This is a genomic window from Archangium sp. (assembly GCF_045802675.1).
Lineage (GTDB): Bacteria > Myxococcota > Myxococcia > Myxococcales > Myxococcaceae > Archangium.
The window spans coordinates 39,295-61,450 of the sequence record NZ_JBJMQO010000051.1 but is presented as its reverse complement, the minus strand read 5'-3'; the positions used below and the strand labels follow the sequence as shown (position 1 = coordinate 61,450).

General features: G+C 70.0%; 23 protein-coding genes. 15 read left to right on the top strand and 8 right to left on the bottom strand.

Features of this window, described 5'->3' with window-relative positions:
- From ACJ8AN_RS15450 to ACJ8AN_RS15435, 4 genes are all read left to right on the top strand, one after another.
- Nucleotides 1–673, top strand: a 673-nt coding sequence (locus tag ACJ8AN_RS15450; RefSeq protein WP_407756112.1) for a chromate transporter, incomplete at its 5' end; no start/stop codon positions are given.
- 78 nt (nt 674–751) lie between these two features.
- Nucleotides 752–1,489: a superoxide dismutase gene (locus ACJ8AN_RS15445; protein WP_407756111.1), complete on the top strand. Its 738-nt coding sequence runs from the start codon at nt 752–754 to the stop codon at nt 1,487–1,489.
- Between the two features lie 53 nt (nt 1,490–1,542).
- A complete protein-coding gene (locus tag ACJ8AN_RS15440; RefSeq protein ID WP_407756110.1) occupies nt 1,543–1,851 on the top strand; it encodes a hypothetical protein in 309 nt (102 codons plus the stop codon).
- Nucleotides 1,852–1,913: 62 nt separating this feature from the next.
- A complete protein-coding gene (locus tag ACJ8AN_RS15435) occupies nt 1,914–2,918 on the top strand; it encodes a YncE family protein (protein WP_407756109.1) in 1,005 nt (334 codons plus the stop codon).
- 45 nt (nt 2,919–2,963) lie between these two features.
- Here ACJ8AN_RS15435 and ACJ8AN_RS15430 read toward each other — a convergent pair whose 3' ends face one another.
- Nucleotides 2,964–4,010, bottom strand: a complete 1,047-nt coding sequence (locus ACJ8AN_RS15430; RefSeq protein ID WP_407756108.1) for an EamA family transporter — start codon at nt 4,008–4,010, stop codon at nt 2,964–2,966.
- Nucleotides 4,011–4,096: 86 nt separating this feature from the next.
- Between ACJ8AN_RS15430 and ACJ8AN_RS15425 the strand changes: the two genes are divergently transcribed.
- Nucleotides 4,097–4,570 carry an efflux RND transporter permease subunit gene (locus ACJ8AN_RS15425; protein ID WP_407756107.1) on the top strand — a complete coding sequence of 158 codons (474 nt, stop codon included), beginning with the start codon at nt 4,097–4,099 and terminating at the stop codon, nt 4,568–4,570.
- Nucleotides 4,571–4,643: 73 nt separating this feature from the next.
- Here ACJ8AN_RS15425 and ACJ8AN_RS15420 read toward each other — a convergent pair whose 3' ends face one another.
- On the bottom strand, nt 4,644–5,642 hold the full coding sequence (locus ACJ8AN_RS15420; protein WP_407756106.1) for an oxygenase MpaB family protein: 999 nt from the start codon (nt 5,640–5,642) through the stop codon (nt 4,644–4,646).
- A gap of 214 nt (nt 5,643–5,856) precedes the next feature.
- On the opposite strand from ACJ8AN_RS15420, the gene ACJ8AN_RS15415 reads away from it, so the two are divergent.
- From ACJ8AN_RS15415 to ACJ8AN_RS15385, 7 genes are all read left to right on the top strand, one after another.
- Nucleotides 5,857–6,957 carry an NADH:flavin oxidoreductase gene (locus ACJ8AN_RS15415; protein ID WP_407756105.1) on the top strand — a complete coding sequence of 367 codons (1,101 nt, stop codon included), beginning with the start codon at nt 5,857–5,859 and terminating at the stop codon, nt 6,955–6,957.
- 84 nt (nt 6,958–7,041) lie between these two features.
- Nucleotides 7,042–8,535 carry an amino acid permease gene (locus ACJ8AN_RS15410; protein WP_407756104.1) on the top strand — a complete coding sequence of 498 codons (1,494 nt, stop codon included), beginning with the start codon at nt 7,042–7,044 and terminating at the stop codon, nt 8,533–8,535.
- A 53-nt stretch (nt 8,536–8,588) separates the two neighbouring features.
- Nucleotides 8,589–9,572 carry a hypothetical protein gene (locus ACJ8AN_RS15405; protein ID WP_407756103.1) on the top strand — a complete coding sequence of 328 codons (984 nt, stop codon included), beginning with the start codon at nt 8,589–8,591 and terminating at the stop codon, nt 9,570–9,572.
- A gap of 12 nt (nt 9,573–9,584) precedes the next feature.
- Nucleotides 9,585–9,842, top strand: a complete 258-nt coding sequence (locus tag ACJ8AN_RS15400) for an acyl-CoA-binding protein (RefSeq protein WP_407756102.1) — start codon at nt 9,585–9,587, stop codon at nt 9,840–9,842.
- Nucleotides 9,843–9,909: 67 nt separating this feature from the next.
- A complete protein-coding gene (locus ACJ8AN_RS15395; RefSeq protein WP_407756101.1) occupies nt 9,910–10,374 on the top strand; it encodes a hypothetical protein in 465 nt (154 codons plus the stop codon).
- Nucleotides 10,375–10,439: 65 nt separating this feature from the next.
- Entirely contained in the window at nt 10,440–11,336 is an 897-nt protein-coding gene (locus ACJ8AN_RS15390; RefSeq protein ID WP_407756100.1) for an ATP adenylyltransferase, read from the top strand.
- An 84-nt stretch (nt 11,337–11,420) separates the two neighbouring features.
- The gene (locus tag ACJ8AN_RS15385; RefSeq protein ID WP_407756099.1) at nt 11,421–13,490 is read left to right on the top strand and encodes an MASE1 domain-containing protein; all 2,070 of its coding nucleotides are present in this window, start codon (nt 11,421–11,423) and stop codon (nt 13,488–13,490) included.
- Here ACJ8AN_RS15385 and ACJ8AN_RS15380 read toward each other — a convergent pair.
- The 4 genes from ACJ8AN_RS15380 to ACJ8AN_RS15365 form a co-directional block, all read right to left on the bottom strand.
- Nucleotides 13,477–14,193 (bottom strand): hypothetical protein, encoded by a 717-nt coding sequence (locus ACJ8AN_RS15380; protein ID WP_407756098.1) that lies wholly within the window; start codon nt 14,191–14,193, stop codon nt 13,477–13,479. The genes ACJ8AN_RS15385 and ACJ8AN_RS15380 overlap by 14 nt on opposite strands.
- A gap of 27 nt (nt 14,194–14,220) precedes the next feature.
- A complete protein-coding gene (locus ACJ8AN_RS15375) occupies nt 14,221–15,312 on the bottom strand; it encodes a hypothetical protein (protein ID WP_407756097.1) in 1,092 nt (363 codons plus the stop codon).
- 34 nt (nt 15,313–15,346) lie between these two features.
- Entirely contained in the window at nt 15,347–15,814 is a 468-nt protein-coding gene (locus ACJ8AN_RS15370) for an MAPEG family protein (RefSeq protein WP_407756096.1), read from the bottom strand.
- An 89-nt stretch (nt 15,815–15,903) separates the two neighbouring features.
- Entirely contained in the window at nt 15,904–16,038 is a 135-nt protein-coding gene (locus ACJ8AN_RS15365) for a DUF3667 domain-containing protein (protein WP_407756117.1), read from the bottom strand.
- A gap of 119 nt (nt 16,039–16,157) precedes the next feature.
- Between ACJ8AN_RS15365 and rdgC the strand changes: the two genes are divergently transcribed.
- The 3 genes from rdgC to ACJ8AN_RS15350 all read left to right on the top strand — a co-directional run bounded on the left by rdgC (nt 16,158) and on the right by ACJ8AN_RS15350 (nt 18,671).
- Entirely contained in the window at nt 16,158–16,817 is a 660-nt protein-coding gene (gene rdgC / locus ACJ8AN_RS15360) for a recombination-associated protein RdgC (RefSeq protein ID WP_407756116.1), read from the top strand.
- Nucleotides 16,804–17,478 (top strand): hypothetical protein, encoded by a 675-nt coding sequence (locus ACJ8AN_RS15355; protein ID WP_407756095.1) that lies wholly within the window; start codon nt 16,804–16,806, stop codon nt 17,476–17,478. Before rdgC ends, ACJ8AN_RS15355 begins: the two co-directional genes overlap by 14 nt.
- A 299-nt stretch (nt 17,479–17,777) precedes the next feature.
- A complete protein-coding gene (locus tag ACJ8AN_RS15350) occupies nt 17,778–18,671 on the top strand; it encodes a hypothetical protein (RefSeq protein WP_407756094.1) in 894 nt (297 codons plus the stop codon).
- Between the two features lie 36 nt (nt 18,672–18,707).
- On the opposite strand, the gene ACJ8AN_RS15345 is transcribed toward ACJ8AN_RS15350, so the two are convergent.
- Together ACJ8AN_RS15345 and ACJ8AN_RS15340 are read right to left on the bottom strand one after the other, a co-directional pair.
- Nucleotides 18,708–20,036 (bottom strand): sensor histidine kinase, encoded by a 1,329-nt coding sequence (locus tag ACJ8AN_RS15345; protein ID WP_407756093.1) that lies wholly within the window; start codon nt 20,034–20,036, stop codon nt 18,708–18,710.
- Nucleotides 20,037–20,317: 281 nt separating this feature from the next.
- On the bottom strand, nt 20,318–22,156 hold the full coding sequence (locus tag ACJ8AN_RS15340; RefSeq protein WP_407756092.1) for a VWA domain-containing protein: 1,839 nt from the start codon (nt 22,154–22,156) through the stop codon (nt 20,318–20,320).

The window sequence follows — 22,156 nt, the reverse complement described above, 5'->3', positions numbered from 1 at the left end:
GGGGTGGGGGGGCGGGGGGGGGGGGGGGGCCGCGGTGCTCGCCGCCACCGTGCTACCCGGACGCGCCGAAGCGCTCGGCCCGGTGGCCGCGCGCCTCCTCGACATCTCCTGGTTCTTCCTCAAGGCGGGGCTCTTCTCCTTCGGCGGGGCCTACGCGGTGCTGCCGTTCATCCGCGAGGGGGCGGTGGGCACCTACGGCTGGATCGCCGACCCCCAGATGGTCGATGCGCTGGCCCTGGGCGAAACGACGCCCGGGCCGCTCATCAGCATCGGCATCTTCATCGGCTATCTGGCCGGCCACGGCGTGGGGGCGCCGCTGTGGGGTGCCACGTGCGCGGCGTTCTGGCTGTTCCTGCCCTCGTTCGTCTTCGTGCTGGCGGGCGCGCGCCACATCGACGCGCTCGCGAGCCGCCCCGGCCTCAAGGAGTTCCTCCGCGGTGTGACCGCGGGCGTGGTGGGCCTGATGGCCTCGGTCTCGGTCCTGCTCGCGCGCGTGGCCTTCATGCCCGCCGGCCACTTCGACGGGCTCACTCTCGTCCTGGGACTGGGGGCGTTCGCGCTGCTCACCTTCTGGAAGTGGCGGCTCAACGTGGTCGTCGTGGTGCTGGCCGGCGGGGTGCTCGGGCTGCTGCGGGCCTTCGTTCCGGCCCTCTTCGGTGGCGCGGTGTTTTGAGCAGTTGGAGACGCAAGAGAACCAGGCCGTCATTTCGTGCTGAAGCAGGGCTGACACCCAACCGTTGAGAGGACCCTCATGAATCGACGCGAAGCACTCACCACCCTCGCCGTCCTGGTGCCCGCGGTCACGAGCGCCGCCGAAGGAGTGTCCAAGGAGCAGAACGAGAAGTCCGGCCCCGCCACCTCGAGCGAGCCGCCGAAGCCGGGAGGCCACTCCGTCGCACCGCTTCCCTTCAATCCCGCGAAGCTCAAGGGCCTGTCGGAGCGGCTGCTGCGCTCGCACCACGAGAACAACTACGGTGGCGCGGTGAAGAACCTCAACAAGGTGGAGGAGGAGCTCGCCCAGGTGGGCAAGGACACGGCGGGCTTCCTCGTGGGCGGCCTGAAGGAGCGGGAGCTCACCTTCACCAACTCGATGATTCTCCACGAGCACTACTTCGGGAGCCTGGGCGGCGACGGGAAGGCGGGCGGCGCCATCGAGAAGGTCCTCGCGCGGGCGCATGGGAGCTTCGGCCGTTGGGAGGAGCTCTTCCGAGCCACGGGCTCGAGCCTCTCTGGAGGCAGCGGCTGGGCCATCCTCGACTTCAACCTCCACACCGGCGAGCTGCGGACCTACTGGTCCGGCAACCACACCCAGTCCGTGGCCTTCGGGATGCCGCTCCTCGTGATGGACATGTACGAGCACGCCTACGCCATCGACTACGGGGCCGCGGCGGCGAAGTACATCGACGCCTTCTTCCAGAACCTCCAGTGGGACGAGGTCAACCGCCGCCTCGAGCGGGCGCAGAAGGCGTACGCGGCGTTGAGGGCCTGAGGAGGACTCATCATGGCGGTCTTGCTCCAGATGGCATGAGAGGCGGGGGGCGCGTGGGGCTCGAGGATCGTCACCTGCTGTTCGGGCTCTTCCTGCTGCGCGAGGGGCTGGTGGAGATGGATGTCCCCACGCGCCAGTCCTACGTCATGGCCGTGGTGCGCCCCGAGGAGCGGACCTTCGCCGCCGGGGCTACCCACCTCGTGCGTGTCGGGGGCTGGGCCGTGGCGCCCGCCTTGGCGGGCCTGCTCATGCAAGGGGTGTCGCTCGTCACCCCGCTCCTCATCGGGGCGGGCTTGAAGGTGCTCTACGACGTACTGCTGTACCTCGCTTTCCGCCGCGTGAAGCCACCCGAGGAGGCATGATGGCCAAGGGACCTCGAGGCGCCATCCAGCGGAGGCGTTACACACTGGAGGCAGGAGCCCGCATGAAGATCGCTTTCGCACTCATCCTCGCCGCGCTCGGCGCAACCGCTGCCAGCACGCCCACTCCGCTCCCTCTTCCCGGCGGTGAGGGCGGCATCGGCTTCGATGACCTTCTCTTCTCCCCCGGCCTGCACCAGGTGCTGGTGCCCTCGGGCCGCACGGGTCGCCTGAACCTCGTCGACCCGAAGACCCGCGCCATCGACTCCATCCCCGGCTTCAGCGAGTCGCCGGCTGGGGGAAAGGGCCATGGGGCCGGAACCACGTCGGCGGACAGCGGCGGGGGCTTCATCTTCGCCACGGACCGGAATCTCGGTGTCGTGAACGTCGTGGACATGGCGAAGAAGCAGCTCGTCGCCACGGCCCGGCTGGGCGGAGGCCCCGACTACGTGCGCTGGGTCGAACCGCTCCGTGAGGTATGGGTCACCGAGCCCGGGCGAAAGGTCATCGAGGTCTTCCATCTCGAGGCAAGCAACCCACCGAAGCTCGTCGCCACTGGGACCATCGAGCTGCCCGATGGGCCCGAGTCGCTCGTCGTGGACCTCACCCGAGGCCGCGCCTACACGCACAGCTGGCACGACACCACGTTCGCCGTCGAGCTGAGGTCCCACCGCGTGGTGGCGCGCTGGGCCAATGGCTGCGAGGGCGCCCGAGGTATTGCCCTCGACGAGAAACGCGGCTTCCTGTTCGTGGGCTGCGACGAAGGAAGGGCGGTCGCGCTGGATGTGGCTCACGACGGCAAGCAGCTCGGGAGCGTGAAGACGGGCAAGGGAGTGGACATCGTGGCGTACTCGCCGCGCCTCTCGCACCTCTACGTGCCCGGCGGCGACGAGGCCACGCTCACCGTGGTGGGAGTGGGGGGCCGCGGCCAGTTGACGGTCCTCGGCAACGTGCCGACCGCGCCCGATGCCCACTGCGTCGCGGCCGACGATGCGGGGAACGCATACGTGTGCGACCCACAGCATGGCCAGTTGCTCGTGTTCAACGACAACTTCCCGGCCACCCGGTAGCCCGCACGGCACCGCCGCCCTGGTCGAGGAGCTCTTGCAGCCGTGTCAATGCGGCCCGTGCTTGTGCCGATGGTGCAGGTCGGACACGTGCGGATGGTCGTGGGTGAGGGGAGCGTGCCGGTGGGGGTGGCTGTGGGGCTCGGTGACGTCCGTCATGCCCGGGTGCTCGTGCTGGTGGTGCGCGTCATGTACATGCAGATGCTCGTGCTCCAGCGCCGCGTGCGTGTGCACGTGGCCGTGGCGCTCGCGCACGAGGAGGACGACACCCAGCGCCATGGCGGCGCCGCCCAGCAGGTGGTTGAGGGACAGCCGCTCGCCGAGCAGGGGAAGCGCGGCCAGGGCCCCGAGGAAGGGGGCCGTGGCGAAGTAGGCGGCCTCGCGCGCGGCCCCGAGCAGGCGCAGGGCGTACATGTCCAGGACGATGCTCAGGCCGTAGCTGGCCGTGCCGAGCGCGAGCGCCGCGGCGAGTACCCCAGGCCCCGGCAGCGGCTGTTGCCCCGTCACGAGGGCAATGGCGAGCATGCAACTCCCGGCTCCCAGGGCCTTGATGCGGACCACGGCCACCGGGTCCTTCAGGGAGAGTCGCTGGGTGAGGTTGTTGTCCACCGCCCAGGACAGGTACGCGCCCGCCACGGCCAGGACGCCGGGCCAGTCCGCGCGCACCTCTCCCGACTGGAACCCCAGCACCGCCGCACCGCCGAAGATGAACCCGGCGGCGAGGGCTGCCCGGCGGCCCAGGTGCTCACCGAACAGGAGCACGGCCAGGAGGATGGTGAAGGGCCCCTCCAGGTTGAGCAGCAGGGACGTGCTCACTCCCGACAGCCGCTCGAGGCCCACCAGCATCAGCACGGGGCCGAGCATTCCCCCGCAGAGGATGACCCCCGCGAGTAGTGGCCAGTCCTTTCGCTCCAGGGGCGCCTCCCGGCTGGGGCTCGCGGTCCGGCGAAGCCGCGCCACGATACCGAAGAGGGACAGTCCCAGCCCTCCCCCCAGGTAGAGCAGCGAGGCGAGCAGCAGGGGGCCGCTCGTCGGCAGGAGCAGCTTGGACAGCGGCGCGCTCAGGCCAAACAGGGCTGCGGCCCCGAGGCCCATCAGAGCCCCCTTTACCTCCGGCGACATGGACACCGTGCGGAACCCTCCTCGGAGATGAAAGCTGGCTGGCTCCGTTACTATTGCTGGTGGTGGCCTTCGCCTCCGTGCGTAACGCGCTCCTCACCCTCATCAACCTTCCGCTGGCGCTCATCGGCGGAGTGGTGGCGGTGGCGCTCACCTCGGGGGTGGTGAGCGTGGCCTCGCTGGTGGGCTTCATCACCCTGTTCGGCATCGCCACGCGCAACGGCATCCTCATGGTGAGCCACTTCGAGCACCTGATGACCGAGGAGGGCAAGAGCCTCCCCGAGGCCGTGGTGCAGGGCTCGATGGAGCGCCTGGCGCCCATCCTCATGACGGCGCTGTGCGCGGGGCTGGCGCTGGTGCCGCTCGTCATCGCCGGAGGTGAGGCGGGCAACGAGATTCAAGCCCCCATGGGCGTGGTCATCCTGGGCGGGCTGCTCTCCTCCACCTTCCTCAACATGCTGGTGGTGCCGGTGCTCTTCCAGCTCTTCGGCAGACCCCCCATGGCTCGAGCGGCCACGGCGCCGGGCGGGGCCTGAAGCGGAGTCCTTGCCAGCATTGGAGACGTGTCACTTGTAGTCGACGACAACTGACCTCGCGTTCAATCGTTTCTCACTCCTTGTCGTCCGCTGGGGCCTTGCTCGCGACCGGCCGGATGCTGAACGGCACGTCGACGTAGGTGTCGAGGGTGTTCAGCACCCGGGCCATGACCGTCGGCCGCTCTCCTCGCGCCAGGGCCAGCCGCATCTGGGCCTGATGCCAGGCCGTGACGCAGCGGAGCTTGGGCGGAGTGAGGTTGATGGACCGGCGCATGGTGCCCTTCAGCACCTTCCACGCGAGCTGCTGTCCCGGTCCCCAGGCCAGCCCGTACGCCTCGCGCCAGCGCTCCGGCAGGAGGCCCGCGGTGAGCACTTCATCGAGCTGTCCCCGGGTGAATGGCGAATTGAAGAGCAGGCCCGCCAGCTCGAGTGCCGTGTCTCCCACGCGCAGCGTGTCTCCCGCCAGCTGCTCGTCGTACCACTCGTAGAAGGTCTCCAGCGTGGGCGGCACCTGCTCCGGCAGGAGCCCGAACTGCGCCGCGGAGAGCAGCGTCTCCTGGTAATACCGGCGCTTCTCCTCGAGGCCGAGCGGCCTCACGAAGGTCTCGAAAACCTCGATGGCGCCGTCGATGAGGGTGGCGAGCACCCAACGCTGCAGCGAAGGATCGTTCGCGCGATAGGAGCCGGCGCCAGCTGGAAGTGAGCCATGGACGCGGCTGTGGAGGCTGTGGACCCGCTTCGCGGCGCCCATCGCCTCGCGGAGGCCGCCGAAGACGAGCTGGTACATCGCCGTATAGGTGCGTCGCGCACGGCCGAGCAGGTCACCCCGGAAGTTGCTGTTCTGGGAGACGCCGTGGGCCACCGCCGGATGGGCGATCTGCAGCAGGATGGCGCGCAGTCCGCCGAGGAGGATCACCGGCTCGCGGTAGATGACCCAGGTCATGCTGCCGGGGCCATAGAAGCCCTCGAGCTCGCCCGCCGCGTGCTCCCGCAGGTAGTCGAGACACTTGCGGAAATGCTCGCGGTCCTGGCGGAGCTGCTGCTCCATCTCCGGCGTCAGCGACCGCCACATCGAACTCGCCTGCTTATCCACCACTCGGCCTCCATCGCGTTTGTCACGGCAGCCGCCTGGTGGCTGAGCGGCCGGGCTCGTGGGCGGATTACCACAGCCGTTCTGTCTCTCGCGAGCACGAGGCTTCTCGCCGGCATCAACACTTCTAACGGCCGTGGCGGGGCTGAGTGGTTAATCAGCGGCTCCTGAACGCTTCGCCCCCGGAGTTCCCCCCATGGCCGCAGACTCGCTGTTCCGCCCCTTCACCCATCAGTCGCTGACGCTGAAGAACCGCATCGTCATGGCGCCCATGACGCGCTCGTTCTCTCCGGACGGCGTTCCCACGCCCGAGGTCGCCGCGTACTACCGCCGCCGGGCCGAGGGCGAGGTGGGCCTCATCCTCTCGGAGGGGACGGTGGTGGACCGGCCCTCCGCCAAGAACGATCCCAACGTGCCCGACTTCCATGGCGAGCGGGCGCTGGCGGGCTGGAAGCGCGTCATCGACGAGGTGCACGCCGCGGGCGGGAAGATGGGCCCCCAGCTCTGGCACGTGGGCTCGGCGCGCAATCCGCAGGCGACGTGGGTCGCGCCGCCTCCGGTGGACGCGCCCTCCGGCCTGTCCTCTCCGGGCAAGCGCTTCACCGAACCGATGACGGACGAGGCCATCGCCGACACCATCGCCGCTTTCGGCAAGGCGGCGGCGGACGCGAAGCGGCTGGGCTTCGACGTGGTGGAGATCCACGGCGCGCACGGCTATCTGCTCGACCAGTTCTTCTGGTCCGGCACCAACGTGCGGACCGACGCCTTCGGGGGTGCCACCCTCGCCGAGCGCTCCCGCTTCGCCGCCGAGGTGGTGAAGGCCGTCCGCGCCGGGGCCGGCAAGGACATGGCCGTCATCCTGCGCCTGTCCCAGTGGAAGCAGCAGGACTTCACCGTGAAGCTCGCCCAGACGCCCGCGGAGATGGAGTCCTGGCTCACGCCGCTCGTCGAGGCCGGCACGGACATCCTGCACTGCTCGCAGCGCCGGTTCTGGGAGCCCGAGTTCGAGGGCTCGGAGCTCAACTTCGCCGGCTGGGCCAAGAAGCTCACCGGCAAGCCGACGATCACGGTCGGCTCGGTGGGGTTGTCGGGTGAGTTCACGGCGGCCTTCCGGGGCGAGAGCTCCAAGCCCGCCTCGCTGGACAACCTGCTGCGCCGTCTGGAGCGGGAGGAGTTCGATCTCGTGGCGGTGGGCCGCGCGCTCCTGTCGGATGCGCAGTGGGCCCGGAAGGTGCGCGAGGATCGCCATGACGAGCTGCAGGACTTCCACCGGGAGGCGCTCGCGCGTCTGGCGTGAGGGGCGGCGGTCCATCCGCCCTCCGGGTGACAATCCGTGAAGACGGGCTTCCGCGCACGGGCGGAGCGGCGTTGACTGCCGCCCATGGGTATCTGGTCGAAGAAGAGCATCGCCCAACTCCAGGGCGAGGAAGGCAAGCACGAGTTGCACCGCACCCTCAGTGGCATCCACCTGATGCTGCTGGGGGTCGGGGCCATCATCGGCGCGGGCATCTTCGTGGTGACGGGCACGGCGGCCGCCCAGCACTCGGGGCCCGCCATCGTCCTGTCCTTCGTGATGGCGGGGGTGGGCTGCCTCTTCGCCGGGCTGTGCTACGCCGAGTTCGCCGCGATGATCCCCGTGGCCGGCAGCGCCTATACCTACGGCTATGCCACGCTCGGCGAGCTCGTCGCGTGGACCATCGGCTGGGATCTCATGCTCGAGTACCTCTTCGCCTCCTCCTCCGTGGCGGTGGGCTGGTCCGGCTACTTCACCGCCTTCCTGCGCGACTACCTGCACTGGCAGCTCCCGCTGGAGCTCACGAGCGCCCCCTTCGACGTGCATCCGGGCTCGCACATCCCCCATGCCACCGGAGCCATCATCAACCTGCCGGCCATGCTGCTGGTGGCGCTCGTCACGGGGCTGCTCGTCGTCGGCATCCACGAGTCGGCCCGCGTCAACAACCTCATCGTCGTCTTGAAGGTCGGCGTGGTGCTGCTCGTCATCGGCTTCGGCGCGGCCTACGTGAACTCCGACAACTGGACGCCCTTCATCCCGCCCAACACGGGCACCTTCGGCGAGTTCGGCTGGAGCGGCATCCTCTCGGGCGCGGGCGTCATCTTCTTCGCCTATATCGGCTTCGACGCCGTCTCCACCGCCGCGCAGGAGACGCGCAACCCGCAGAAGGATCTGCCCGTCGGCATCCTCGGCTCGCTCGCCATCTGCACCGTGCTGTACGTCCTCATGGCGCTGGTGATGACGGGCCTGGCGCACTACAGCACCCTCAACGTGCCCGAGCCCGTATACGTGGCCATCGCCAAGGCCGGGCCCGCGCTCTCCTGGTTGCGGCCCATCGTCGCCCTGGGAGCCATCGCCGGGCTGGCCTCGGTGGTGCTCGTCATGCTGATGGGCCAGCCGCGCATCTTCTACGCGATGTCTCGCGACGGCCTGCTGCCCCACTTCTTCGGGCGGATCCACCCGCGCTTCCGCACCCCCTACATCGCCACCCTCATCACCGGCGTGGTGGCCATGGCCGTGGCCGGGCTCTTCCCCATCGGCCTGCTCGGCGAGCTCGTCTCCATCGGCACCCTGTTCGCCTTCGTCGTCGTCTGCTCGGGCATCCTCGTGCTGCGCTACCGGAGCCCGGACCTCCCCCGGCCCTTCCGCACGCCCTTCGTCCCCCTCGTGCCCGTGCTCGGCATCCTCGTCTGCGGCAGCCTCATGTTCGGCCTGGGGCTCGCCACGTGGTTGCGGCTCATCGTCTGGATGGGAATCGGCTTCGCCGTCTACTTCGGCTATGGCCACAAGCACTCGCGCATCGCGCACGCGGAGAACGCCCCCCAGGAGCCTCCTCCGGCCAACCTCGGCGGGCCGCTCTGAGATGAATCTGGCAGGTAGACACGGCGCGCGCTTTCGGAGAGCGTGGCGCCGCCATGAACGCCCAGGAACTCCTCGCCCGACTCCAGGACGCCTCTCCCGACGGTCCCCTGGACCGCCTCGCCGCGCTCGTCGTGGAGCACGAGCTCTCCCAGCCCCTCGAGACGCTCTTCCCGCCGGCCCTCGTGGCGCGCGCGCTGCGAGCGGCCCTCGAGGGGTGGCTCGCCTCCGACACCGCCGACCAGGAGCTCACCTCCGCCCTCGAGCACCTGCACCGCCAGCTCTCCCAGGACAAGCGCACCGTGCGCCAGGCCCTGCCGCCCGAGCTGCCCAAGGCCCTCTCCGAGCTGGCCGCCCGCCGCTACTCGCCGGACAGGACACTGGTGCTCACCGTGCTGGAGCGGCCCCCCGTCCGCGCGCTGGCCCGCGGGCTGCTGCTCAACGTGCTCATCGAGTTCAGCCGCAAGGTGAGCGCGCCCGTGACGGAGAACCGCATTGCCAAGGGCTTCTCCGGCCTGGCGCGGCTCGCGGCCGAGCAGGCGAAGAGCACGGGCGGAGCGCTGGGCGGCATCGCCAGCGCGCTCTCGGATGAAATCGAGCGCCAGGTGGAGAAGCGCGCCCGAGACTTCACCGACTCGGCGCTCTCCGGCATCTTCCAGCAGCTCGCCGACGCGCTCACCGACCCGGGCCGCGCCCCGGAGCAGGCGGAGATGCGCGTGGCCATCCTCGACGGCGTGCTGGAGCTGCCCCTGGCGAAGCTCGGGCGCGAGCTGTCGCGCGCGGACGTCCCCGGCGCCGCAGCGGTGGTGCGCAAGGGCCTCTCCCAGTGGCACGCCTCGGAGGACGCCACCGCGCAGTTGGAGAGCTGGATCGCCCGCTCGATGGAGCGCGATGGCAAGCGCCCGGTGCGCGAGGTACTCGGCGCGCTCGGCCTGCTCGACACCTTCCAGAAGCTCGGCCGCGAGTCGCTGCGCGCGCGCCTGGCGCCGGTGGTGGCCTCGGAGCCCTTCGCGCGCTGGCTGGAAGAACTGACCCGATAGAGGAGACACCCCATGGCACTCGAGGATGATTTCCGCTCCGCCCAGGAGCGCGTGAAGACGCTCAAGACCCGCCCCTCCAACGACACGCTGCTGGAGCTCTACTCGCTGTTCAAACAAGCCACCGAGGGCGACGTGCAGGGCAAGCGCCCGGGGATGCTCGACCTGAAGGGCCGCGCCAAGTACGACGCCTGGGCGGGCCGCAAGGGAGTGGGACGCGAGGCGGCCATGCAGCAGTACGTGGCGCTCGTGGAGCGGCTGCTGAAGGGCTGAGGCTCGCGTCCGGCTGGCGCGAGTGTCTATGCTGCCCGCCTCTCTTCACGAAGCCCGGGAGGGCGGCATGGGACTGTTCGACAAGCTGAAGGACGTGGCCAACATGGTGACGGGAGGCGCGGCCCGCGTCTCCATCGAGTACGAGCCGCAGGTGGCGTTCCCCGGGGAGAACGTCTCGGTGCGCATCACCGCCACGTCCACGGGCCCGCAGGTGAAGTCCGGCGGCGTCTTCGCGGATCTGCGCGCCGTCGAGCGGGTGAACCTGCCGCGCGGCACGGCGGCGGGCGTGGAGCAGTCGGTGCAGACCTCGCACACCAGCTTCGAGCAGGCGGTGCAGCTCGCCCCGGCCTTCACGCTCGCGCCCAACGAGACGAAGACGTTCGAGGGCACGGTGCGCCTGCCCTCCAACGCGCAGCCCACGTTCGCCGGGCACTACACCCAGCACGAGTGGTCCATCCGCGGCCGCGTCGAGATGACGGGCAATGACCCGGACTCGGGCTTCCAGGTGTTCCGCGTGGGCACGAGCGGCTAGAGAAGCCGCGCACGGGTCCTCGTGGCGGCACTCAGGGCCATGGCGCTGCGGTAAGGTGCGCCACGATGAGCACTTCCCCCGCCCCCCAGCGGCCGCTGCTGCGGCCCGAGGACCTGTGGCCCCGCACTGTCGAGACGACCCGGCACGCGCTGTCCACCGGCGCCTTGCAGCCGATCGCCACCGAGTGCCGGACCCTCGTGGAGCAGGGAGTCGCCTTCCAGGTGCGCGTGCTCGGCCGGGCGCACCTCAAGGATGAGCGGGCCAAACGCGAGAAGCCCCGCGCCGCCCCCTTCAACCCCTTCGAGCACCCCGAGCCGGACATGGTGGTGGGCGACCCCTCGCCCACGCACGTGTGTCTGCTCAACAAGTTCAACGTCGTCGAGCACCACCTGCTCCTCATCACGCGCGTCTTCGAGGAGCAGGAGTCCCCCCTCACCGCCGCTGACTTCGAGGCGCTCGCGGTGTGCATGGACGGCCTGGACGGGCTGGCCTTCTACAACTCGGGTGAGGTGGCCGGTGCCAGCCAGCGGCACAAGCACCTGCAGCTCATTCAGCCGCTCGGCCCCGACGGGCTGCGCGCCCCCATGGAGGCCCTGCTCTCCCCTCCTCCCGCGCGAGGCCCCGTCACCACCGTGCCCGCCCTCGGCTTCCTCCACGCGGTGACGGGACTCGGGCCGTGGGAGTCCTCGCCCCAGAAGGATGGGGCCCGGATGCTGGAGGCCTATGAGTCCCTGCGGGCCGCGCTCGGCATGGCGCACGCGCTGCCGCCCTACAACCTGCTCGCCACGCGCGACTGGATGCTGCTGGTGCCCCGCTCGTGCGCGGAGAGCCACGGCATCAACGTCAACGCCATGGGCTTCGCCGGCTCGCTGCTCGTCAAGACGCCCGAGCAACTCCAGAAGCTGCGGGAGCTGGGGCCCCTGGAGATTCTCCGCCAGGTCACCCCGCCCCCCCGGCCCTAGCAGGAACGCCAGCAGGCGTCCGCAACCCCCCCTGGCCTCCCGTTCCTCCGGGGCGAGACATAGCCTTGCGGTCAGGGGGTGGGCATGGCTTCGGATGAACCTGGCACCCCACGGGGGGGCACCCGGCGGGCCTGGCTTCGCGCCACCCTGCTCGCCCTGGCGTGGGTGGCCCTGGGACTGGGGAGCCGGCTCTTCGTCTTCGCTCCCCTGCACAGCTCCGCCATCTGGCTCGCGAGCGGACTGGCGCTCGCCGTGCTCGTCCGCACTCCCCGCCGCGACTGGCCGCTCTACGGGCTGGCGCTCTTCCTCGCCGAGGCGCTCCCCGGCTTCTTCGCCGGCATCCCCTGGGAGGTGAACCTGCTCTGGGGCGTGGGCGACAGCCTGTCCGTGCTGGCGGGCGCCTGGCTCCTGCGCTCCTGGCCGGGGCCGCCCCTGCGCTTCCGCCAGCTCCGGGACGTGGCCGGGCTGCTGCTCGCGCTCGTCGTGGGCAGCCTGCTCAGTGCCACCTTCGGGGCCACGGCGGTGACGCTCGGGTTGGGCCACGCGTCCTTCGGGTGGCAATGGCTGATGTGGTACCTCGGCGACGTGCTGGGCGGGATGATGGTCGCCGCCCTGGTGCTGGCGTGGGGGGCCCCGGAGCGGGGACGCTCCCGGCGCCCTTCCCACCCCTGGGAGCTGGGCGTGACGGTGGCCGGGCTGGTGCTCCTCGCGCACGTCCTCTTCAGCGCGCCGAAACCCCAGGGCATCCTCGTGTCCCTGCCCTATGCGTGCCTCCCCGCCGTCCTGTGGATGGCGTTGCGCCATGGCCCTCGGGGCGGGACGCTCGGCACGGTGGTGGTGGGCACGCTCGCGGCCTGGCACACCGCCGCGGGCCGGGGCCCCTTCGGGAACCTGCATGAGGCGAGCGCGGCCGACGCGTTCCTCTTGCTCCAGGCCTTCCTGGCGATGATGGAGCTGTCGGCCCTGTGCCTGGCGGCGTTGGTGTGCGAGCGCCAGGAGACGGAGCGCATTCAACGCCTGCTGTCCCAGGCCAGCGCCATCCTCGCCGGCTCCATGGATGAGCGGGTGACGATGCCCCGCATCGCCGAGCTGGTGGTGCCGGACATGGCCTCGGGCTTCGCGGCCTGGCGGAGGGAGCCCGGGGGGGCGCTCGAGCCGGTGGTGCAGGTGGGGCTGGAACCGGGCTGGCGGGAGCGGCTCGAGGAGCGGCTCCAGCGCGAGGAGGAGCCCGGCCTCTCCCGCGTGGAGGCGCGGGGGGGCGGCGCGGTGGTGGCGCGGCTGCGGCGGCATGGGAAGGGGCTGGGGGGCATCGCCCTGGTGCGCCACGGACCGGACGCGCGGCTTTCGGCGCGGGAGCTCGCGTTCGCCGGGGACCTGGCCTACCGCTGCGCGCTCGCGCTGGAGAACGAGAGCCTCTTCCAGCAGGCCCAGGAGGCCATCGACCTGCGCGACGCGTTCACCACCGTGGCGGCCTATGAGCTGAGATCGCCCCTCACCTCGCTCCGGCTGTACCTGCAGGACCTGATGCGCGGCCTGGGCCGGCTCCCGAATCCGGAGAAGCCCCTGGCCCAGCTGCACCAGTTGGCCCGTCAGAGCACGCGCCTGTCACAGCTCGTGGAGAACCTGCTCGTCATGGGCCGCATCAATACCGGGCGGCTCAACCTGGAGCGCCAGACGGTGGACCTGTCCGAGCTCGTGCGGCACGTGGTGGAGCGGCTCGCCGAGGATTTGAAGAAGGCCCGCTGCGTGCCCGTGTTGAAGCTGCGAGCGCACACGATGGGGGAATGGGACCGGGTCCGGTTGGAGCAGGCGCTCGTCAACCTGCTGGGCAACGCCATGAAGTTCGGCGCGGGCCATCCCATCGACCTCGAGGTGAGCGAGCACCAGGGCGTCGCCCGGCTGCGGGTGAGGGACCACGGCATCGGCGTGGCCCCGGAGGCGATGGAGCGCATCTTCGGCCGCTTCGAGCGGGCGGTGTCCTCCAGCGAGTACGGAGGGCTGGGGTTGGGGCTGTTCCTCACCCGGGAGATCGTCGCGGCGCACGGCGGCTCCATCCAGGCGGAGAGCGGGCCAGGAGAGGGCACCACCTTCACGCTGGAGCTGCCAGCCGCGTCCCTCACGGTCTACGCGGAGCAGCGGCCTAACGCCCCGTGATGAAGTGGCCGTCCTTGCCCAGCGCGAAGCGCGACGTGTGCTCCAGCTTCACGTCCAGGTAGAGCTGCTTGCCCTTGGGAAACAGGCGGACGGAGGGCACCAGGAGCTGGTGCTCGGGCGGAGTGCCGAGGGCGATCCAGGCGCGCCACCCGTCGGTGCCCAGCACCACCCAGCGAAGCTCCTCGGCGGGAGAGCCCGGGGCCACCACCAGCTTCAGCAGGAGGATGGCCATGCGGCCGTCCGGCGACGTCCAGGAGGAGTCCAGCGTGTACTGGAGCGCCCCCGACTGCCAGGTGGACCACGAATTCACCACGCAGTAGCCGTCCGCCGCGGGGCGCAACATCAGCAGGCCCGCGCCACTCTCCTGCGTCACCCCCACCAGCGTCACGGGCCCATCGGCGAGCGTCACCTCGGACTGGAAGGAGCTGCTCACCTGGGCGCCCGGCGCGCGCAGCAGGCCGAGCTCCGACAGCGTCACGCCCGGAACGAAGGAGCGGGGCCCCAGCGAGCGCACGAGCTCCGCCTCCAGCGGCGCCTCCTGGGCGATGAGCTCCGGGCACTTCGGCGAGGGCACGGCCGCCTCGGCCTGTACCGTCTGGCTCCGCGGGGCCGGGTCCGGGGGCGGAGCCAGCACGTTCCGCAGCTCCGCGCACCCGCCGCACACCAGCACCACCCCCCACGACAACACGACACCCGCTCGCATCCAGCATCCTTTCGAGAGGCCCGGGACTCAGGCCTCCATCAGGATACGGTGCCGGTAGAGTTCCAGGAGGATGTCTTCGTGCAGGTCCGCCTGCTTCTCCTGGCGCAGGCGCTCGCGCACCGCGGGGACGGGCTCGCGGCCCGTGAACTCCACCAGGAGCGAGTAGGCGAGGCCGGGCAGCGCCACGGCGTCGTATTCGCTGTAGGCCCCGAGCGCGACATTGCCGTCCGGCAGCCACTTCACCGTGGCCTCGGGGTTGAGCTTGAGCACGCGGGGGAGCTCGGGCGCGACCACGTCCCGGAGGCTCTTCTCGAGCACCTTCAGCTCGATGACGCCGTCCAGGCCCATGATCTTCTCCACCTGCTCCGGGGACAGCGCGCGGATGGCCTCGAAGCAGGCCCGGTAGAAGTCGGGCTCACGGCCCGCCCACTGGCGCCACAGCGCGGCGTACTCCTTCTGCGGCAGGGGCTTGTCGTCGAGGTCCTCGAGGCTCGGCGTCTCCGACAGGTCCGGCTTGTCGCGGCCGGCCAGGATGTACTCGGGCAGGAGCTGGAGCACCGCGTAGCGCGAGAGCTGAATCTCCGCGAGCGCCAGGTACGTCTTGAACGTCATCCACAGCTTGCGCCCGTCGGCGCCCGCCACGTACTTGCAGAAGAACGTGGAGCACACGGCCTCGCGGTAGGGCCAGATGGTGCAGCCGCCGTGCTCCAGCTCGTAGTACGGGCAGCGCATGGACGTGGCCCGGCCGAAGAACTGGCGCGAGTTGCGGTACAGCAGGTTGTAGCGGGCCGAGGGGCGCACCCACTGCGGCGTCACCCCCACACGGCCGCCAATCTTCTCCTCCACGCGCCGCCGCCCTTCCCCCAGCTCCGCGCGCGTGTCCGACAAGAGCGCGCCCACCAGGTAGTTGGGCAGCTTGGGGTAGTAGGTGCAGCACTTGGTGTCCGGCCGGAAGAGCCGGCTCACCCCGTCCACGGACTCGACCGTCCCCGAGGCCGACGAGGGGCACATGGCGCACGAGGCGCACGTGGCCTTCGTCTCCTCGGGAATCTCCTTCCGGAAGAAGTCGGGAAGGAGCTCCCGGTAGAGGACCGGCAGGCTGTCGAGCATCTGGGGCATGGACGGGGGCTCCTCGCGGCTCGGGGGCTCGGGCTCAGGGCACGAGCTTGATGACGATCATCACGCTCAGCGCCAGCAGGGAGAGCCCGCCGATGCCGAAGCTCAGCGTGCGCCACGGCTGCATGCTCTTGACGTAGGCGAGGGAGTGCGCCACCCGGGCGGCGGTGAAGGCGATGAAGCAGATGCGCAGGCCCCACACCGGAGCGCCGACGAGCACGGCGATGATGCCGAGGATGAGGAAGGGCGGGATGTTCTCCAGGTCGTTGCGGTGGGCGCGCAGCACGCGCTCGACGTCGGGGTGCTCGGTGGTGGTGAGCTGGGCGCCGAAGCTGGCCGCGTCCTCGGCATTGAGCGCCACCTTGAGGCGCGCGCGCGTGCTGGCCGTGAAGATGCCCACCGCGTGCATCTTGAAGACGAGGACGATGGCGCACAGGGCGTAGAGGCGGAAGCCCGGGAAGGCCAGCAGCAGATCAGGGGTCAGGTTCGGCAGGAAGTCGTTCATGGCGGGGGCTCGCGAGGGTAGGTGCTGGAGCCCCCATCTACCAGACAGGGCGGGCGTTTGGACAGCCGGGCCCCGGGGCGCGGCGGGCCCTACCCGCCGAGCGTGGGCAGCACCGAGAGCGCGAGGAAGTACAGGAAGCTGGCGGTGAGGTAGAGCCGGAAGGGGCGCACGTAGGCCGAGCGCCGGCCCCCGAGGTACTCGAGGACATGGGACGTGGGGCCCAGTGTCCCCTCCCCCCGTGCCCTCGCACAAGGCGCACCCTCGCGTCCAAGTCCCCGGACTTGCGGGCCATACCTCCAGTGCCTTGACGGCGGGGCCCGGCTTGTCCAATTTGCGCGGCTTCATGCCAGTCCTCAGTGGTGCCGTCACCTTCTCGCGCTTCCGGGCGGAACCCGCCGGAAACGCTCCCTCCGATACGAAACGCTGGCTCGCCAAGGGCCTGAAGTCCGGAGCCTTCGAGCCCATCGACCTCAAGAAGACCGAGGACGAGCGGGCCGTGGGCTTCGTCGAGCTGGAGAACCAGGACTCGGTGGACTTCTCCACCGGCAGCGTCCTCTATGGCGAGTACGCGCTGTTCGGCTTCCGCGTCGACACGGTGAAGATTCCCGCCGCCGTGCTCAAGGCCGAGCTGGACAAGTGGATGAAGGCCTTCGAGAAGCAGAATGGCCGCCAGCCCACCCGCGGGGAGAAGGCGGAGAACCGCGCCTCCATCCGCCACATGCTGCGCCAGCGCGCCGTGCCCAGCACCAAGGTGCACGACGTGAGCTGGAACCTGAAGACGAGCCAGGTGCAGCTCTGGGCCGCCTCGCGCAAGGCGGTGGATGAAATCCTCCTGGCCCTGGAGCAGGCCTTCGAGGTGAAGCTCCAGGCGCTGGTGCCCGCGGCCCTGGCGGCGCGCGCCGGCATCGCCGATGACGCGCTCGTCCCCACGCCGGAGCTCATCGGCCTGGAGATTGCCAACCACGAGATTCCGAGCAGCGAGGTGTCACATGGGGAAGCGTGAGCAGGCCATGGCCGAGGCGGCCTTCATGCGGGGCGACACGGGCATCGACGGTGCCGCCACCGAGGAGGACACGCGGGACGAAGCCGAAATCGAACGCGACAAAGCCCGCGAGGCGCTGCTGCGCGGCCGCGCGTACCTGGGCCGCGAGTTCCTCACCTGGCTGCTGTGGCGCTCGGAGTCGGGCGACGCGCTGGTGGACTTCGAGGGCACCGGGCTGGTGGTGCTCTACACCGGCCGCTGCATCCTGAGGGGCGTCAACGGCGACGTCACCGAGCTGTCGGCCCGGGGCGCGCTCGCGCCCTACTCGGAGAACGTGAAGCACTCGCTGGACCGCGGCCTGCTCATCCACCAGGCCCGCCTGCGCCTCACCCACGGCGAGAAGGTGTACGAGGTGACGCTGGACGCCGAGTTCCTCGACATCCGCGCCGCGAAGCTGCCGGAGCTGATGACCGAGGAGGAGGATGACCGGCTGCAGGAGCGCCTCTACTTCACCGAGCAGCTCTCCGGCATGGTGGACACGCTGGTGCAGGCCTTCCTCGAGGTGCGCGCCAGCCGCAACTGGAGCAAGAAGGTCGTCCCCGCCATGAAGAGCTGGATGAAGGGCGAGGACGAGGCCCCCAAGGCCACCAAGATGCAGCTGGCTCGCGCCGCCCGCGGCTGAGCCCTCCCGAGGCCTCCAGGGCGCCCTCGCCTCCCCGCCGCATGCTCGCGGTGTGTGGGAAGCCGGGCCCTGGAGGCTTTGTGTTTGCCATGACACGTCACAGATCCTGAACAACGCACCCTCCCGGGAAAAAAAGACATCCTGGATCCAGGTTTCATCTCGGGCGGCAATTTCCCCAGGAGACCCACCACGTGGCTTGGGGAGGGAAGCACATGGAAATGACTCACATCGCGCGGGCCGTTCACTCCAGAGGAAGAGCGTCATCCCGGCTGTCGAGGGCACTGTGGTGCGCCGCGGCCTTGCTGTGGTTGGGGGCTGGCGCGGGCTGCGGCCCGACGGACGCGCCCACCGAGACGCCGGAGCTCGGCACCACGGCCCAGGAGCTGCTATTCCTCAATGGACTGGCCTTCAATGGACTGGCTTTCAATGGACTGGCCTTCAATGGACTGGCCTTCAACGGCCTGGCTTTCAATGGACTGGCCTTCAATGGTTTGTCCACCCAGGCCTTCTCCGACTGGTTCCAGGTGGATCCGCAGCGGGCCGACATGGTGATGCGCTACACGGTCGCGTGCGCCGTACCGTCCGGACAGGTCCGCACGTACACGCGGAATGGCACCACCTATACCTGGAACGGCTGGTTCGGGCTGGCACCGGACTGGGCGAACGGCTCACCCGCGAGCACGGCCGAGCAGCAGCTCATCTCCGCCTGTCTGGCCGCCCATGGCAACAAGTACGGCCAGCGCGTGCTCATCTCCGTGCAGGGCCGGAGCGCTCGAGGGGAGCCCATCCCCACCCCCTCCTGGGAGCTCGACTTCTTTCCGGAGCGCGAGGCCTGCTTCTTCGGCAACTTCTTCACCGGCGAGGGCCTCTTCGTGGGCAACGACCGGGGCATGCTCAGCGAGCGTGAGAGCACCGCGCGGGCCTGTGCCCTCTCCACCAGCGCGGAGGACGCGCGCGGCGCCTGCCCTCCCCTCGTCTACGTCGATAGCTGCCAGAGCCGCTGCCGGAAGGATCCCACCAACACGTACTACGTGAGCTGCACCTACAACGGCATCACCTACCGGCCCCTCACCACGCGGCTGCGCTCCGAGGACATCTACCGCTGCGGTGACGGCACCTGCCAGTTCACCGAGTCCTGTGGAACGAACCGGCAATACGACAACTGCGGGCTGGACTGCGGCCGCTGCGGCTGAGCCGTAAGCCTCGAGCGTGGGGGCGGGCCCGCGCGGCTACGCGGCCGCGGAGGTCACCCCGCCCCCCGTGTGCGCACCCGAGGCGCAGCGGCGGGCCACGCGTGGCAGATACAGGGTGAAGCAGGTGCCCTGGCCGGGCGCGCTCTCCACCTCGATGCGGCCGCCCTGCCCGGTGATGATGCTGTGGGCCACCGCCAGCCCCAGCCCCGTCCCCATGCCCGGCGGCTTGGTGGTGAAGAACGGCTCGAACAGGTGGCGGAGCACCTCCGGCGTCATCCCCGTTCCCGTATCGCGGATCTCCACCCGGACCCCCGCGTCCCCCTCGCGGTGCGAGGACAGCCGCACCACCCCTCCGGGCGCCATGGCCTGCCCCGCGTTCACCAGCATGTTCACCAGCACCTGGACGAGCTGCTGCGACCGGCCCACCACCCCCCCCACCTCACCCAGCTCCAGCTCCACCCGCACGTGACCCAGTTGCCCCTGGGCGATGCGCAGCGCCGCCTTCAGCTCGGCGTCCAGGTCGTACTCGGAATACACCTCCGGGTCTCCCCGCGCGAAGCGCCTCAGGTCCGAGACGATCGCGTTCACCCGCTTGATGCCGTCCAGCGTCGCCGGCAGCACCTCGTCCACGTACTCCTTCAGCGGCTCGGGCAGCACCGGCTGCTGCTGGAGATCCTTGAACAGCAGGTTGACGTTGCTGGTGACGAAGGCCATCGGGTTGTTGATTTCATGCGCCACGCCCGCGGCCATCATGCCCAGGCTGGAGAACTTCTCCTGCTCGAAGGCGCGCTCGTGCAACACCCGCAGCTCGCCCCGGGCCCGGGCCAGTTGCTCGCGCTGCGAGATGATGTGCTCCAGGCTCTGCTGCAGCAGCTCCGCCCGCTTCTCCGTCATCAGGAAGCTCAAGGCCGCGAGGACGCTGAAGGCCAGGGGCTCGCGCGGATCGCACCCACTGAGCAGTGCCGCCGCGTCCATCACCCCCATGTAGGCCAGCGCCCGGGCGCCCCCCGAGCCATTCATCCCGTAGAGCCAGAACATGGAGAACGGGACGTAGCTCCACAGCAGCAGCGTCCACCCCACGCCCACGCCGATCGCCGAGAGCAGTGACACGTTGATGGCCAGGCGCGTCCACTCCATCACCCACGGAGGGAGCCAGCGCACGAACACCCGCGAGAGCAGGACGTTGAGGAGGATGCGAAAGGCATTGGCCGCGAAGACCCAGGCCATCACCCGCCACTGCCCCACGTACTGCAAGGTGATGGCGGCCGAGAGCAGGAGGCTGCCCTTCATCATGAGCGGATGCAGCCCCTGGAGGACCTGCTCGGGGTCCAATACCTGGGGCGTCTTCGCCGACGAAGCACTCATGGGCTCCTCCAGACCGCATGCGGCGTGGAGCCAGCGCTGGGGCGAGACAGCGCCGGTGGGATGTAACCTGATTGCGAGAACCCTCAGCCCGACCCGCCCCCCGGCTGAGAGTTCTCGAATTGTACCGGCGGACAGGTGGCCGCTCAGCCGGGCCCCGCGCATCTGTCCGGGGAAGGACAGGCGGGTGCCCTCCGGGGAGGGTCCGGCCTCACCACGCCCTGTAGACGGCGGGCAGGAAGAGCTCGCGGCCCTCGTGAGCGGGCTCGGTGCGCACGGGCGAGCTACTGGACGAGCCGGTGAATGTCCCCGCAGGCGATGTACGAGCCGCCGTTGCCGGTGGTGACGATCTCCTCCACCACGTACAGCACGTTCTCCTCGCGGATGTCGCGCGGGAAGCGGATGTTGAGCTCCGGGTCGTAGCCGTCCGAGACGACGCGGGCGCGCAGCTTGCTGCCCTCCTTGATGCACTGGACGATGACGCCCGAGCCCACGCTGTTCGTCGTGGGCAGGTCCGCCGCCGAGCCCGCCGTCACCTTCGACGCCGTGGGCTTGCTCTTCTTCGCCACAGCCGCGCCCGCTGGACGCGCCACGCGCTCCTGTCCCGGCAGCACCAGCCGCTTGATGGAGCCCACCACGCGGTAGAAGGTGCCGTCGCCCGAGGGCTCCAGCTTGTCCACCACGTACGTGACGCCCTCCTCGCGCATGCTCCGTGGGAACTGCACGTTGAAGCTCGCGTCATGGCCCTCGGAGGCGGCGTGGATGCGCAGCTTGCCGCCCTCGCGCACGCACTTGAGGATGACGCCCGAGCCCGCGCTGGACACCGGCTCCAGGCTGTCCGCCGAGCCGCCCGCCGTGCCGCGCAGCGCCAGGTCCCCACGGTTGCGCGTGCCCGCCTGGTAGGACTGGTCACGCAGCTCCTTGCGGATGACGGAGTCATACTTCTTCGACTCGAGCCGCTGCGCGTAGTGCGCGAGCTGCTCCACCTCCTCGGCGATGTCATAGGAGGCCTTGTCGAGGGTGGCGGAGAGCTCGCCGATGACCTGCCGCAGCCGCTGCGAGGCCGAGGTGAAGTCGCCCTTGTCGGCGAGCTCGACGGCCTGATCCTTCACGCGCGCGATGCGCAGGCGGTTCGTCTGCGCCAGCACGTTCTTGTCCGCCGACACCGCCGCCGACTCCGAGGCCGCCGCCAGGTTGACGGTGATGGGAAGCTCTCCCGAAATCTCCCGGATGGCCCCGTCCACCACCGCCTGCGCGCGGTACACCAGCGTGGCCAGCGTCACCGGGCCCGCCGCCGCCCCCGCGTCCACCGACAGCTCCGCCGCGAGCTGCCGCACCTCGGTGGAGGACACGTCGCCCAGGCCCACCGCCACCTCCTGGCCCCGGGACTCGAAGCGGTAGCGGTTGAGCACGCTCGCCACCTTCACCGTGGGCGCCGGCTTGAGCGTCACCTCCAGGTTCTGCGCGATGATGGAGCCCAGGCCCTCCATCTCGATGCCGAACACGCCCTCGGCGTCCTCCGGCGTCTGGATGTAATAGAAGTGCCCCTCGCCGGCGTTGGCCATGCCGATGAGCAGGTCCTCGTTGAAGTTGGAGCCGAAGCCGAGCGTCGTCGTCATCACGCCGGCGGCGGACTTCTCGCGGGCCGTGGAGATGAGCGTCTGCGGATCCGTGATGCCCGCGTTGGCCTGGCCGTCGGTGAGCAGCAGCACGCGGTTGACGCGCTCGCTGGCCTTGTTGGCGCCCACGTGCTCCACGCCCTTGAGCCAGCCGCCGCTGAGGTTGGTGCACCCGCCCACGCGAATCTGCGAGAGCACCCGGCCGATGGCCGCCTTGTCCGTGACGCGCGTGGGCGCGAGCATCGAGTACACCCCGTCGTCATAGGTGACGATGGAGAGCCAGTCCTCGGGGCTCATGCGCTCCACGAGCTGCCGCGAAGCCTGGAGGGCGTGCTTGAGCGGAACGCCGGCCATGGACGCCGAGCGGTCGATGACGAGGGCGAGGTTGAGCGAGCGCTTCGCGGCCGCCGCGGGAGCCTCCGCCTGGAAGGTCACCAGCAGATCGACCTTGGACGGCGTACCGACGGGGAGCACCGGACGGCTGAGCGTATAAGTAGCCTTCAT

Bases quoted from the DNA above. Each gene is read 5' to 3' on its own strand.
- ACJ8AN_RS15445 (WP_407756111.1), top strand. From the start codon at position 752: ATGAATCGACGCGAAGCACTCACCACCCTCGCCGTCCTGGTGCCCGCG.
- ACJ8AN_RS15435 (WP_407756109.1), top strand. From the start codon at position 1,914: ATGAAGATCGCTTTCGCACTCATCCTCGCCGCGCTCGGCGCAACCGCT.
- ACJ8AN_RS15430 (WP_407756108.1), bottom strand. From the start codon at position 4,010: ATGGGCCTCGGGGCCGCAGCCCTGTTTGGCCTGAGCGCGCCGCTGTCC.
- ACJ8AN_RS15420 (WP_407756106.1), bottom strand. From the start codon at position 5,642: ATGTGGCGGTCGCTGACGCCGGAGATGGAGCAGCAGCTCCGCCAGGAC.
- ACJ8AN_RS15415 (WP_407756105.1), top strand. From the start codon at position 5,857: ATGGCCGCAGACTCGCTGTTCCGCCCCTTCACCCATCAGTCGCTGACG.
- ACJ8AN_RS15410 (WP_407756104.1), top strand. From the start codon at position 7,042: ATGGGTATCTGGTCGAAGAAGAGCATCGCCCAACTCCAGGGCGAGGAA.
- ACJ8AN_RS15405 (WP_407756103.1), top strand. From the start codon at position 8,589: ATGAACGCCCAGGAACTCCTCGCCCGACTCCAGGACGCCTCTCCCGAC.
- ACJ8AN_RS15400 (WP_407756102.1), top strand. From the start codon at position 9,585: ATGGCACTCGAGGATGATTTCCGCTCCGCCCAGGAGCGCGTGAAGACG.
- ACJ8AN_RS15395 (WP_407756101.1), top strand. From the start codon at position 9,910: ATGGGACTGTTCGACAAGCTGAAGGACGTGGCCAACATGGTGACGGGA.
- ACJ8AN_RS15390 (WP_407756100.1), top strand. From the start codon at position 10,440: ATGAGCACTTCCCCCGCCCCCCAGCGGCCGCTGCTGCGGCCCGAGGAC.
- ACJ8AN_RS15385 (WP_407756099.1), top strand. From the start codon at position 11,421: ATGGCTTCGGATGAACCTGGCACCCCACGGGGGGGCACCCGGCGGGCC.
- ACJ8AN_RS15380 (WP_407756098.1), bottom strand. From the start codon at position 14,193: ATGCGAGCGGGTGTCGTGTTGTCGTGGGGGGTGGTGCTGGTGTGCGGC.
- ACJ8AN_RS15375 (WP_407756097.1), bottom strand. From the start codon at position 15,312: ATGCCCCAGATGCTCGACAGCCTGCCGGTCCTCTACCGGGAGCTCCTT.
- ACJ8AN_RS15370 (WP_407756096.1), bottom strand. From the start codon at position 15,814: ATGAACGACTTCCTGCCGAACCTGACCCCTGATCTGCTGCTGGCCTTC.
- rdgC (WP_407756116.1), top strand. From the start codon at position 16,158: ATGCCAGTCCTCAGTGGTGCCGTCACCTTCTCGCGCTTCCGGGCGGAA.
- ACJ8AN_RS15355 (WP_407756095.1), top strand. From the start codon at position 16,804: ATGGGGAAGCGTGAGCAGGCCATGGCCGAGGCGGCCTTCATGCGGGGC.
- ACJ8AN_RS15345 (WP_407756093.1), bottom strand. From the start codon at position 20,036: ATGAGTGCTTCGTCGGCGAAGACGCCCCAGGTATTGGACCCCGAGCAG.
- ACJ8AN_RS15340 (WP_407756092.1), bottom strand. From the start codon at position 22,156: ATGAAGGCTACTTATACGCTCAGCCGTCCGGTGCTCCCCGTCGGTACG.